At 37.8% G+C, this 12,218-nt stretch carries 14 protein-coding genes; 1 reads left to right on the forward strand and 13 read right to left on the reverse strand.

The window, feature by feature from the left end; genetic code table 11:
• Positions 1 to 29 precede the first annotated feature (29 nt).
• The 3 genes from IPF37_00520 to IPF37_00530 are packed head-to-tail and all read right to left on the reverse strand — an operon-like array spanning position 30 to position 3,994.
• Positions 30 to 1,037, reverse strand: a complete 1,008-nt coding sequence (locus IPF37_00520) for a tyrosine recombinase (protein ID QQR49317.1) — start codon at positions 1,035 to 1,037, stop codon at positions 30 to 32.
• Positions 980 to 2,416, reverse strand: coding sequence for a proline--tRNA ligase (locus IPF37_00525; GenBank protein ID QQR49318.1), 1,437 nt, complete (start codon positions 2,414 to 2,416; stop codon positions 980 to 982). The genes IPF37_00520 and IPF37_00525 overlap by 58 nt, the downstream gene beginning before the upstream one ends.
• Positions 2,417 to 2,476: 60 nt before the next feature.
• A complete protein-coding gene (locus tag IPF37_00530) occupies positions 2,477 to 3,994 on the reverse strand; it encodes a hypothetical protein (protein ID QQR49319.1) in 1,518 nt (505 codons plus the stop codon).
• Between the two features lie 179 nt (positions 3,995 to 4,173).
• Between IPF37_00530 and gmk the strand changes: the two genes are divergently transcribed.
• Entirely contained in the window at positions 4,174 to 4,764 is a 591-nt protein-coding gene (gene gmk / locus IPF37_00535; protein ID QQR49320.1) for a guanylate kinase, read from the forward strand.
• Here gmk and IPF37_00540 read toward each other — a convergent pair.
• The 10 genes from IPF37_00540 to recA form a co-directional block, all read right to left on the reverse strand.
• On the reverse strand, positions 4,761 to 5,666 hold the full coding sequence (locus IPF37_00540) for an EamA family transporter (protein QQR49321.1): 906 nt from the start codon (positions 5,664 to 5,666) through the stop codon (positions 4,761 to 4,763). The two genes, gmk and IPF37_00540, sit on opposite strands and share 4 nt — an antisense overlap.
• A gap of 25 nt (positions 5,667 to 5,691) precedes the next feature.
• Complete coding sequence (locus tag IPF37_00545) at positions 5,692 to 6,732, reverse strand: LptF/LptG family permease (GenBank protein QQR49322.1); 1,041 nt, start codon at positions 6,730 to 6,732, stop codon at positions 5,692 to 5,694.
• A 3-nt stretch (positions 6,733 to 6,735) separates the two neighbouring features.
• A complete protein-coding gene (locus tag IPF37_00550) occupies positions 6,736 to 7,581 on the reverse strand; it encodes a TIGR00282 family metallophosphoesterase (protein QQR49323.1) in 846 nt (281 codons plus the stop codon).
• A gap of 14 nt (positions 7,582 to 7,595) precedes the next feature.
• Positions 7,596 to 9,155, reverse strand: coding sequence for a ribonuclease Y (rny, locus tag IPF37_00555; GenBank protein ID QQR49324.1), 1,560 nt, complete (start codon positions 9,153 to 9,155; stop codon positions 7,596 to 7,598).
• Between the two features lie 202 nt (positions 9,156 to 9,357).
• Positions 9,358 to 9,636, reverse strand: coding sequence for a cell division protein ZapA (locus IPF37_00560; GenBank protein QQR49325.1), 279 nt, complete (start codon positions 9,634 to 9,636; stop codon positions 9,358 to 9,360).
• Between the two features lie 7 nt (positions 9,637 to 9,643).
• Complete coding sequence (locus IPF37_00565; GenBank protein QQR49326.1) at positions 9,644 to 9,883, reverse strand: hypothetical protein; 240 nt, start codon at positions 9,881 to 9,883, stop codon at positions 9,644 to 9,646.
• 102 nt (positions 9,884 to 9,985) lie between these two features.
• A complete protein-coding gene (gene rplT / locus IPF37_00570; protein QQR49327.1) occupies positions 9,986 to 10,333 on the reverse strand; it encodes a 50S ribosomal protein L20 in 348 nt (115 codons plus the stop codon).
• Between the two features lie 62 nt (positions 10,334 to 10,395).
• A complete protein-coding gene (gene rpmI, locus IPF37_00575; GenBank protein ID QQR49328.1) occupies positions 10,396 to 10,590 on the reverse strand; it encodes a 50S ribosomal protein L35 in 195 nt (64 codons plus the stop codon).
• Between the two features lie 16 nt (positions 10,591 to 10,606).
• Positions 10,607 to 11,173 carry a translation initiation factor IF-3 gene (gene infC, locus IPF37_00580; protein QQR49329.1) on the reverse strand — a complete coding sequence of 189 codons (567 nt, stop codon included), beginning with the start codon at positions 11,171 to 11,173 and terminating at the stop codon, positions 10,607 to 10,609.
• A gap of 8 nt (positions 11,174 to 11,181) precedes the next feature.
• Positions 11,182 to 12,216, reverse strand: coding sequence for a recombinase RecA (recA, locus tag IPF37_00585; protein QQR49330.1), 1,035 nt, complete (start codon positions 12,214 to 12,216; stop codon positions 11,182 to 11,184).
• Positions 12,217 to 12,218: the final 2 nt, after the last annotated feature.

Genomic DNA, 12,218 nt, shown 5'->3' on the forward strand with positions numbered 1-12,218 from the left:
CAACAGGGAAATTTATGCGCAAAGAGGTTTTATGCGCGGGGGTGTTTTTTATTATAAATTTTACGCAGTTCATTGTCGCCAAGATGCGTATATATCTGTACCGTTGAAATACTCTCATGGCCAAGAATCATTTGCAACGAACGCAAGTCAGCACCATTTTTGAGCAAATGAGTTGCCAAAGAATGACGTAAGCTATGTGGCGAAATATTTTTTTTGATATTCGCTTTCGCTAAAAGATGTTTTAAGATAATCCAGAAAGATTGCCGCGAAATGGGCTTGATATCTTTTTTATAGCGCGTTGAAAAAAGATAATTATTTTGCTCATACTCGCCATCTTTAAGAAGCTTTTTATAAATATTATCAAGATAAAAATTGAGAAGCTCAAGAATGTTTTTTGGCAAAGGAATAATACGTTCTTTATTGCCTTTACCAGCTATTCTGACAAAGCCGGTATCAAATTGAATTTGATCAACCGTCAAACTCACGAGCTCAGAAACTCGCATACCAGAAGCGTACATTAAATACAACATTACTTTGTTGCGAATGCCTTTATACCCTCGTTCACTATTAGCAACATTAAGTAACTTATGAACTTCAGATTCGGTAAGATAGGAAGGCAAGCTTTTTTCAACTTTGGGAAATATTAATGCTTGAGCGCTATTAACCAATTGATACCGCTGATTTAAAAAGTTAAATAACAATTTGAGGGTAGATATTTTACGCGAAATCGTCTTTGCCGAAAGGCCCTCTTCTTTGAGGTATTTCAGAAATTGCGTTAAATGATTTTTTTTACAATCACTTAACGCTACACGATTTTTCTTTAAGTATCCTTCGAGCTGCTCAATGTCCCGCTTATAGGCATGAAAAGTATTGTCAGAAACGCGTTTTTCAGTTAACAAATACGTATGAAAAGTGGCAAGATAATCTATGTTTTGTACCGCCATAGCAAAACTATTCTCCTCTAAAATAATACCTAAGTCTAATAAGCTTTGGCTACCAGAATATCGTTCTTGCTTGGCTTGGCACAAGAAAAACATTTTTCATGCTTGGATTGTTCCAAAATACAGCGAATAGTTCCACTAAATTCTTTTAACGTTTGTTCACATTCAGACGATTCGCACCAGCCAACCTGATACATACCGTTGGAATCTTTCATTTTTTGTGCAAAGTCATTCAAGGTTTCAGCCTGATGCCATTGACTGTCGCGTTTTTTAGTTGCTCGATCAAAGAGATCGTGTTGTATTTTTACCAATAAATCACTTACTGAGCTTTGCAACAAATCGAGTGAAACAAAAGATTTCTTCTTTGTCCTGTCTTGTTCAAGTCGGTTGACCAACACCACTTGATTGTTTTCGACATCTTTTGGTCCAACTTCAAGCCGAACAGGCACACCACGAATTTCCCAATGAAAAAATTTAGCACCAGGTGTTTGTTGTTCATCACCATCAAGCTTGACGCGAATACCATGCTTCTTTAAGTCAGCGGCAATTTTTTGCGCACGCTCAAGAACTAAAACTTTCTGATCGTCAGATTTAAAAATTGGCACAATGACCACTTGGATAGGCGCAATTTTGGGTGGCATAATAAGCCCGTTTTCATCGCCATGTGTCATAATAAGCGCACCAATCAAACGAGTTGTTGAACCCCAACTAGTACAAAACGGTACTTGTTGCTGGCCTTCAGTATCTTGAAAGTAAACATCAAACGCTTGAACAAAACTTCTGGAGAGCATGTGGCTCGTACCCATTTGAAGTGCTTTGCCATCTTGCATAAGCCCTTCAAACGTATACGTTGCATCTGCTCCAGCAAAACGTTCACTTTCTGATTTTTGACCAGTAACGACAGGAATTGCCAAATAATCTTGCGCAAGTTCTTTGTAAACACCCAGCATATGCAATGCCATTTCACGCGCTTCATTTTCAGTTGCGTGAGCGGTATGTCCTTCTTGCCATAAAAACTCACAGGTTCGCAAAAAAGGACGAGTCCTCATTTCCCAGCGAACAACGTTGGCCCACTGGTTAATTTTTAACGGCAAATCGCGCCAAGACTTAATCCAGCGGGAAAACATGAAATAAACGATAGTTTCCGAGGTAGGTCTAATTACCAAGGGTTCTTCAAGTTTTTTGCCACCGGCATGCGTAACCACCGCCACTTCAGGTGCAAACCCCTCAACATGTTTTGCTTCGCGTTGCAAAAATGATTCTGGCAACAAAAGTGGCATATAAATATTTTGAGTGCCACTCTCTTTTATTTTTTCATTTAAGACCGAAACAATATTCTCCCACAAAGCATACCCGTAGGGTCTGATAACAAACGAACCACGAGTTGGGCTGACTGGGTCAACCAGCTCAGCTTCTGAAATAACTTCATGATACCATTCGGCAAAGTTTTCGGTAATATTTGGTAATTTTTTCATTATCTAACTATATCTTTTTGTAACAACACTGTTCAGACTTACCTGATTTTCAGTATACCATTATTTTTTATTTGTTAAAAGCTCTGCCATACGCGTAATTGCAGGGTCCGCGGTAAAATTAGTATTTAATGAATCAGCAACTCTGATGCGTATACCTTCCTTAGCTGGAACAAACGAAGCTGCAATCCAATGCCCAATCATTTTTTTGCCCCCATCTTTTGATGCAAAAGCTCGATCATTACTTGCTGTATTCAACAAAATATGAACTGGTTGGCCATGATCCCTGAATGCTTGATACTTTTCACATAAACCATCCGTTTGAGCAAGATTTTCCAAAGCGGTTGCTTGTTGCAATGTCGCCAAATGTTCACGACTGTTTGGTTGCATTAAAAATGCTACCCTATTGTGGCCAGCAAGATCTACCAACTGTTGCCATTGCTCAGAATTTTGATAATGATCAAGGTTTTCAGCCGATCTCAAAAAAGCAAGTACATTACTTGCACCTTGACCATGCAACTGGGTAAACAATTCATGCCATTGACTTAAAAATTCTAAATCACAGGTATTACGTAATGCCTCGTAGCCAGGAATAACGATAAGACCATTTTGATTGAGATTAAAATGATCAATTAATTCCTCCACTGATTGCGCATCAAGAGCCTCTGATTTAATACCTTGATCTTTAATCCATTGCATCCATGGTATACGATTCTTTCCCCAACGATCTTCATCTTGGAGATTATCTCCCATTTCTTCTTCGGTAACGTCTTGTGCCAAAATAAGATAATTATGCAAAGCATGAAGCGAGCAGGTCATGCCTGATTGCGGAATAACTTTAAATTGCTTAACCTCGAAAAACTTATTTAAATTTTCAAGTCTTTTTTGCTCTTCCCATATTGGCAAAATATAGAAATAGGTAATCAAGCCAGCTACTAGGACCAATGAAGCCCCAACCAATAACTTATGCTCACAAACAAACTCCCATGGTTGATACACCGTATAATCAACTACACTGTCCATAAGGTCTATTTCAAATAGTTCTTCGGCTTGCAAGCACATTAAAAGCTGTTGATTGAAACGCGTAATGTGATCAAAAAGATTCAAATCATCGATACTCAAACCATGTTTGCGTTTTAGGCAATAAGCAGTTATTGCTCTATCGAATTTTTTTATTTGACCTTCAAAGGCGCGTAAGTGCCGCGGTTTAATACGCTCGATACCATTAAAATAATTACACAAATTAACGAATTTATACTTTATTTCAGGATTTTTTGATAAATGGCCTTCATTAAAACCGGTAACAATAATGCTAAATAACTTTTTTGCTTCTTCCAAAAAGAACACAACATTCTGATGAATTTGATTGTCAACTTCGCTAACCTCTTCTGCATTAACATCGACTAACGTCTCAATTTTTTGCAAAATTTTATAAAGATCAAGATCTTCAACAATAATCGCATGTGCCGTACGCGGATACATCCCAGCATAAGAGGCTGCCTGTGCATTATCAGCAACCAATGGATGACTCATTGCTATAATAAAACCAAGAAGAAGTACTATAGTTTTTTTTGTTTTCATGTAAATCCTTTTCAAATTTATTATGCCTTGTTTTCCCATTAGATTAGCTTATAATGAGTGCAATAATCTAATAAATAATCTAGCAAAAAACAAATTGTTTATAAAATAAGGTAAAATAGTCTACTTAACCCATTCTTATCATTTTGTAATTTAAAATAAATACAACCAAGGCATACGCAATGGCTAACAAAAATCAACGCGGAATTCTTTTCGTCATTTCTGCTCCTTCTGGAGGAGGTAAGACATCTCTTGCCAATGCAGTTATCAAAAAACTTAATCCACAAATTTCTTTAGAAAAAGTAGCTACTTACACGACGCGTCCATCTCGCATTAATGAACAAAACGGCAAAGATTATTATTTTGTTTCACGCCCACAATTTTTGAAAAAAATAGAAGATGGATTTTTTTTAGAAACAACCGAATACAACGGCGAGCTGTACGGCTCTCCTGCATCAATTACTACCGACCTACGCAACGGCAAATCGCTCATTTTGGTTACCGACTGGGACGGGGCAAAAAAAATACGCAACTTCATAGATCAACCAGTTTTGCTCTGGATCATGCCACCAAGTATTGAAATACTCAAAGAGCGTATTCAAAAACGCGGAACCGAAACGCGAGAACAAATAGAATCACGACTTAAACTTGCCAACATTGAACTGGAGCATGAGCTCATCAATAAGATTTTTACGCATCATATTTTGAATGACAATTTTGAACAAGCGGTTGATGAAATTGCTTTTATTATTCGACAAAAATTAAATCACTAAAGATTTTTATAAGTCTTCTTTAAACGCAATTCGTCTTGATAAAATACATACAAACCAAATGTTATAAGGCCAAGCGAAGCAAACGTATGCCATGCAAGTTTACCGCCCATAAACAGCCAATCATATAATGTACCAAAACATGGGCATAAAAAACCAGAAAATGTTAGAAACGTTATTGAATAACGTTGAAGTAACCATGAGTACATATTATAAAAAACAATATTAGCAGTAATAATCAGTAAAAATACCCACATCATAAATGGCCAAAAATCTTTAACGGGTGAAGAAAAACCTTCGACAACGGCTGACGTTGCCATACTCATAACACCACCCCAAAACATAGCAATCCCGTTAATCAAGCCAAAGCTATAGCCCTTTTTCATAAGCTTGCTCACCAGAAACCATGCGTAAGTCGCAGAAATAACAGCAAGCATGAGCACGCCTTCGGGCAAGGACAGCTGCCATAAATTCATAGACATTTCGCTGCCAGATGCTTGAGCCAACAATGTTGGAATCAGCCCACTAATCCCAATCATAACGCCCAAAATCTTCTTTTGGCTTAATCGTTCTTTAAGTAAAAAATACGACAGAATAGCCGCAATAAACGGCGTTGTGGAATAAATAATCGTTGTTTTTAAAGCGGAAACATATTGCAATGACCAAAATTCAAGAACAAACGCAAAATAAATATGAAACAATGTCGTTTTGAAAAAGAGAAACCAATCTTCTCGCTTTGGAATAACACTTTTATTTTTTACAAAAAGCTGACTACCCCACAATAAACTACCCGCAATAATCATACGAAAACCAATTAAGAAACATGGCTTGGCGTAAGCAACAGCCTCTTTTGCAAGAATAAAAGTACTCGCAAGAATAGCGTATAAAATTACTACTAAAATCATCTCTTTTCCTTTTCTTAGATGTTATTTACATTCTGGTACGATACAAGGAATAACAGCCTAACAAAAATATGAGGGGGACTCCATAGAAACATGCAAGCGAAAGTAACGGCATGGTAATAAAAATGCCGCCAAGCGCGGTACAACAATACATACTTAAAAATAACCCGGCACTTAATAATAATGCACTTACAATTTCATATTTTTTTCTGCGCATAAAAAATAATAAAAACAACGTTAATAACGGCATAATAAAAAGCCATAAACTCTGAGAAAAACGTTTGTGTAGCTCGATAAATGCCTGTTTATTTTTTATACGCTCTTCCCACAATCGTTTATAATCCCATAATTTAAGATGATAATCTTGCGTATGCGCTTTTTCTTTATGCCAGAGCGTAGCAATATTGATTAACGATTTTTCAAAAAAAGCATGATTTATACGCGCATTCGTTTGGATATGTAAAGAACCATGCACAAGCTCAAGTTTATGCTGACTCATTGTCCCATGCTGCGCACAAAAAAAGTAGCGTTCATTATTTTTATTAGTAAACACTAAAAACAGTTCTTCAAAACGATATATACCCAACGTAACTTCTTTCTTTTCTTTGCAATAAAATGCTATACCAGGAACCGGACTTTGCAAAATATTGCACGGCATATCATGCAAATGCATCCGTGCCACTTGCTCAATCAATTCTTTGCCTTTGATATAACTTTGTGGCGCCCACTCCAGAATAAGCGGCAGATAACACAAAGAAATAAGGCATGAAAAAGCAATCGTCGCAGCCACAAAAGCGCGCCGACCTTGAGCAAAAAAATAGAAAAACAATAATTCATCGTAACGCGCCAAGGCATTAAATACCAAACTTACTGCTAATACGGCAGAAAATGGCATAGCATACAAAGCTACCAACGGAACCATTGTTCCAAAAATTAAGGGAATTACAGAAAATGATTGCAGCATAGAAAATCGTAAAAAAACATTAGTCGCTGCAAATAAAAAAGTGAACGAGGCAAAAAGAAATAAAAAATTACGTAAAAATCGAGAAAAAAAATAGAAAAATAGCATCAACTACTTCTTGTTGTTCTCAGGCTCTGGCGGGGCAACTTCTAGGTCTTGATCGATAAGGCGAATACGCTCAAACCGAACGGCATGTCCAGTATCGGCATCCACTTCAACAAAAATACCGCTCAACACCAACGGGCTGCTATGTTCAACATGAACCTTACCAAAGCGATGTTGAATAACGAAACGGTTTAAAATACCTTGATATTGGAAACCAAGAACCGAGTTAAGTGACCCAGAAAAACCCAAGTCTGTGATATAGCTGGTGCCACGAGGTAATATACGATCGTCAGCCGTTTGAATATGAGTATGCGTTCCATAAACACCAGATACCTTACCATCAAGATAGTAGCCCATAGCCATCTTTTCAGATGTAGCTTCAGCGTGCACGTCGACAAAAATAACCTTTGTTTTGTGCTGTAAAAATTGAATGAGGGAATCAACGGCCCTGAACGGACACTCTAAAAGCTCGTTGACAAAAACGCGGCCATGAATGTTAATAACCGCAACGGTCATTCCATTAACATTGGCCAACGCATATCCCTTTCCCGGACAGGTTGAGGGATAGTTAGCGGGACGAATGACATCGTCCCGCTCATTAAATGCATTATAAACATCTTTGCTATCAAAGGCATGATTACCCGTGGTGATAATTGTCGCGCCACCGTCTTTAAGGGCCTGAATAGTTTTGAGCGTTATCCCGTTACCATTCTTGGCTGAATTTTCACCATTTACAAAAACAGCATCAAGGTTGTACTGCTCCTTAAGCCGTGGCACCCATTTCTGGAAAACACTCACGCCCGGAGTTCCTACAACATCGCCAATAAATATAAATCTGAGTAAATGCGCCATGAAGCATAATCCTTTTATCGTGCTGCTTGTATAAATCGTTTTTCACGAATAACGTTAACTTTGATTTCGCCAGGAAACGCCATTTCTTCTTCAATGCGCTTGACCAAATCACGTGCCAACATGGCGGCTTTTTCGTCATCAAGCGTATCTTCATTAACGATAACACGAATTTCGCGGCCAGCTTGCAATGCGTACGCTTTTTTAACACCATCAAAGCTGCCAGCAATTTCTTCCAATTGTTCAAGGCGCTTAATGTACGTAGAAAGAGTTTCTTTACGCGCACCAGGACGGGATGCAGAAATAGCATCAGCAATATGAACAATAAATCCATAAACTGATTTAGGCGGTACTTCTTCATGGTGGCAAGCAATACAGTTAACAACCAATGGATCTTCACCATATTCTTTTGCCAAATCAGCACCAATCAAAGCGTGTGGACCTTCTACTTCAGCAGAAACGGCCTTACCAATGTCATGCAAAAGACCACCGCGGGCGGCAATGTTGGGATTAAGACCAAGTTCTGAAGCAATCATTTTCGCAAAATAAGCAACTTCCTTACTATGTGTAAGCTGATTTTGTGTATAGCTGGTTCTGAAATGCAAGCGACCCAATAACTTAATGATTTCTGGATGTACGCCACTCAGCCCAAACTCAAGAACCGTTTGTTGGCCTATTTCTTCAATAGTTGCTTCTAATTCTTCTTCGCATTTAGCAACGGTTTCTTCAATTCGCGTTGGATTGATTCTGCCGTCGTTAACTAATTTATCAAGAGCTCGCTTGGCAACCTCACGCCTGATTGGATTAAATCCAGAAATTGTAATAATTTCAGGCGTATCACCAATAACAAACTCCATGCCGGTAGCCATTTCAAGCGCTTTAATATTACGGCCTTCTTTACCAATAATGCGTCCTTTCATTTCTTCATTGGGCAAATGAATAATACTGGACGAATGGAGAGTAACTTGTTCAGTCAAGTAGCGCTGCATGGCAGAAGCCATGATACTAATTGAGCGTTGCTTAGCTTCTTCGCGCGCTTCTTCTTCAACTTTAGCAACCCATTTTTGGTTAGCAAGCGTTACTTCTTTTTGCAAAGAATCAAGCAAAATCCGCATAGCTTCTTCTTGCTTAATGCCACTTAATTTTTCAAGTTTAGTTACCAGCTCATCATAAAGCTTCTTAATTTTCATTTCGTTCTGATTAAGCATATCGAGACGACGAGATATATCACGTTCTTTTTGTTGTAATTCCTTGCGTAATTCATCAAGAAGACTTTCGCGCTGATCGAGCGTGTCTTCTTTCTTTTGATGCTTATTTTGTAACTGTTGAATTTCTATTTTGGTCTTTTTAATTTCAAGTTCAAATTCGCTACGCTTTTTATAAAGCTCATTCTTTAAGTCAAGAGTGGCATTACGACGCTCGCGTTCAATGTCATCTTGAACATTTTTAAGCATGCGCTGCGACGCTTCTTTTGTTTGCAACAACTGCTTTTTCTTGAAAACAAAGTATAGCATCACAACAAAAGTACCCAAGAGGGCTCCTGTTGCAAAAACTAATACCTCAAACAAATTAAGCATAGTTTATTTCCTTTTTATTAATTCAATTAGATAAATATATAATTTAATCTGTGAGAATAGAACCATCACAAGAAATAAAAATAGGAATTAATAAATAAGGAAGAATATCCAGCAACCTGGATAAATGAAAGCATGAATAAAAACAGTTACTACAAAAGCAATATCTAACAGAAACACACTTGTTTTGACTACATCAATTTAATTACAGAACATCATCAATCGAGGATGCTAATTGAAGAGTCTTGTTTTCATAAACATCAAGTTTTTGCTGTTTTTTTATCAAGTCTGTAGCAAGTTGAAGCGCTACGGTGACGGCAATTTTTTCTTCGCTGGCACCGTTAGCTTTTTCAACTTTTGTTTTCATCAAATTATCAACTAAGTTTGCTGCTTTAACAATATCGGCAGAATCTTCATGCGTTGCCATAACCGAGTAGCTTTTCCCTAAAATAGATACCTTTAAAGCTTTTTGTATATCCATCATAAGTACATCAATCCGCTAATTCTTCAAGCGTTTTAATACTACTCAAAAGCAACTCTATAGAGTTTTTCATGGTTGCTTTTTCTGTCCTTAGCTCTTCAGCTGCACAACTTTCTCGCAACAGAGAATTTTCCATGTGTTGGCTTTTTTCACGCAAGAGAACATTTTCTGCCTCAAGTGCACTAATACGACCAATTAACTCTCTATTTTTATTGATAATTTGAGTCACCTTCTTTTCAAGCTCTTCCAAATATATCATCCTTTTCCTTTTTCTCACAAAAAAAATACATCGCTCAGCTTACCCCTCATTAACAACCATCCTAGCGAGATGAGAAATAAACTTTCAAGGATTTTATTTTTTTGTAAGTTTTACAAGGTTTTCAAATGCATTTGGTTCAAAAACAGCCAATTGAGACAAAAATTTTCTGTTCAATTTAACATTGTTTTCATTCAATGCATGGATGAATCTGTTGTAAGCGGTATTATGTAAGCGACATGCCGCATTAATACGAGTAATGAAAAGGGAACGGAAATCACGCTTACGGCATTTACGACCAGCAAAAGCAAACGACAATGCACGCATGAGGGTTTCTCTGGCACGTCTGAAAATATTACTTCTTTGGCCCCAATAGCCTTTAGTTTGTTTTAATAAACGTTTATGTCTTTTTTTAGTGGCCATGCCACGTTTAACTCTGCTCATCGAATATCTCTCAATTTATAAAAATCATTTTTTGACGTAACTTATACAATACTAACGGACTACTAATAAGGTATCAATTTTGAAATGTTACCTTGATCTGAAGGACTCATGTAAGCACTACCACGCAAATTTCTACCTTGCTTAGCTGTTTTAGCCCATGCATGGTGTCTTTTATATGCTTTGGATCTTTTAATTTTGCCACTACCGATACGTTTAAAACGTTTTTTAGACGCTGAATGTGATTTAACTTTAGGCATACAATTCCTTTGTAGATTATGACTTAGCTTTTATAAAATAAATTTTTGACCAAAAAGACCCACCACGCTGATCCTTTTCTTCAACTAACGTACCAACGTTACGAGCACCAAGATCAGTCGTAATTCTTTCAAAAATCTTCGGGCCAAGGTTTCCCATCATGGTAATTTCACGCCCTCTAAATTGCAGCGTAAATTTAACTTTTTTACCATCAAGGAAAAACTCTTCCGCACGCTTAAGCTTGGTATGGTAATCTTGATCACCAATATTGGGCCTCAGCTTAATTTCTTTCAATTGCATAGTTTTTTGATTCTTTTTCGAATCATTAACCTGCTTCTTTTTTTCATAAGAGAATTTGCCAAAATCCATAACCTTGGTTACAGCAATTTCTTCTTTTTGGCCAACCTGTACCAAGTCAAGCCCAGCATCTTCAGCTATTCTTAAGGCTTTACTTTTTGGCTGTAAGCCCAAGTTGTTTCCTTCATGGTCAATAACGTAAACGCTATCTCCCTTGATTTTGCTGTTGATGCAATATTTATCGCTCAACTGATTCTGTACTCTTCCCTTTGGGGATTTATCGTTCACTAAAACCTCTATTCAACAACAACCTGCTGGCTCATTTTGTCATGAACCAAAGCAAAGATTTCTTCAAACAATTTTTTATCTTCTACTAACTTTTTAAAACAATTATCGCGACCCTGAGCTATCTTAGCATCCTTATAAGTAAACCATGCACCAGTTTGCTTAATAACGCCTTGCTCAATAGCAACGTCAATAATTTCAAGCTCTGAGCTAATTCCTTGCCCAAAAATAAGATCAACCTCAACCCGCTTAAATGGCGGCGCCATCTTATTTTTTACAACTTTGACCGCAACACGATTACCAAAGGCACCATCTGGACGCTTCAACGTCGCAATGCGACGTATATCAAGCCTGATAGACGCATAAAACTTCAAAGCATTGCCGCCTGTAGTTGTTTCATTATTGCCAAACGGCATAACGTTGCCAATTTTGCTTCTGATCTGATTAATAAAAATCAGGACAGTCTTTGATTTATGGACTACGGGTGTCAATTTTCTCAAAGCCTGAGACATCAACCGCGCTTGAAGCCCAACATGATGGTCGCCCATATCGCCTTCCAATTCGGCCTTAGGGACCAATGCGGCAACCGAGTCAATAACCAACATATCTACCGCACCTGAGCGAATAAGCATTTCGGCGATATCTAAAGCTTGCTCGCCAAAATCTGGCTGCGAAATAATGAGATCATTAATATTAATCCCAATACTTGCTGCATAGTCAGGATCCATAGCATGTTCAGCATCGATAAAAGCACACGTACCACCCGCTTTTTGCGTTTGCGCAATAGCATGCAGAGTCAATGTCGTTTTACCAGAAGCTTCTGGCCCAAAAATTTCAATGATTCTACCGCGCGGCAACCCGCCTATACCCAATGCATGATCAATTAAAATCGAACCAGTCGATATAACATCAACCTTGAGATCAGGTTTTTGGCCTAAAAGCATAACCGAGCCTTTGCCAAATTGCTTATCAATCTGCGCAATCGCAACTTCTAAAGCCCTTGCTTTATCTTGCCTGTTTGTATTATTTCCACTTGCTGTTGTCATAC

The sequence above is a fragment of the bacterium genome (assembly GCA_016699045.1).
In the GTDB taxonomy this organism is placed as follows: domain Bacteria; phylum Babelota; class Babeliae; order Babelales; family RVW-14; genus AaIE-18.

What these genes read in the sequence shown, in the direction of transcription:
- IPF37_00550 (QQR49323.1), bottom strand. Translation starts at nt 7,581, where the DNA reads ATGGCGCATTTACTCAGATTTATATTTATTGGCGATGTTGTAGGAACT.
- rpmI (QQR49328.1), bottom strand. Translation starts at nt 10,590, where the DNA reads ATGCCTAAAGTTAAATCACATTCAGCGTCTAAAAAACGTTTTAAACGT.
- IPF37_00520 (QQR49317.1), bottom strand. Translation starts at nt 1,037, where the DNA reads ATGTTTTTCTTGTGCCAAGCCAAGCAAGAACGATATTCTGGTAGCCAA.
- IPF37_00545 (QQR49322.1), bottom strand. Translation starts at nt 6,732, where the DNA reads ATGCTATTTTTCTATTTTTTTTCTCGATTTTTACGTAATTTTTTATTT.
- gmk (QQR49320.1), top strand. Translation starts at nt 4,174, where the DNA reads ATGGCTAACAAAAATCAACGCGGAATTCTTTTCGTCATTTCTGCTCCT.
- IPF37_00525 (QQR49318.1), bottom strand. Translation starts at nt 2,416, where the DNA reads ATGAAAAAATTACCAAATATTACCGAAAACTTTGCCGAATGGTATCAT.
- IPF37_00540 (QQR49321.1), bottom strand. Translation starts at nt 5,666, where the DNA reads ATGATTTTAGTAGTAATTTTATACGCTATTCTTGCGAGTACTTTTATT.
- IPF37_00560 (QQR49325.1), bottom strand. Translation starts at nt 9,636, where the DNA reads ATGATGGATATACAAAAAGCTTTAAAGGTATCTATTTTAGGGAAAAGC.
- rny (QQR49324.1), bottom strand. Translation starts at nt 9,155, where the DNA reads ATGCTTAATTTGTTTGAGGTATTAGTTTTTGCAACAGGAGCCCTCTTG.
- IPF37_00530 (QQR49319.1), bottom strand. Translation starts at nt 3,994, where the DNA reads ATGAAAACAAAAAAAACTATAGTACTTCTTCTTGGTTTTATTATAGCA.
- recA (QQR49330.1), bottom strand. Translation starts at nt 12,216, where the DNA reads ATGACAACAGCAAGTGGAAATAATACAAACAGGCAAGATAAAGCAAGG.
- rplT (QQR49327.1), bottom strand. Translation starts at nt 10,333, where the DNA reads ATGAGCAGAGTTAAACGTGGCATGGCCACTAAAAAAAGACATAAACGT.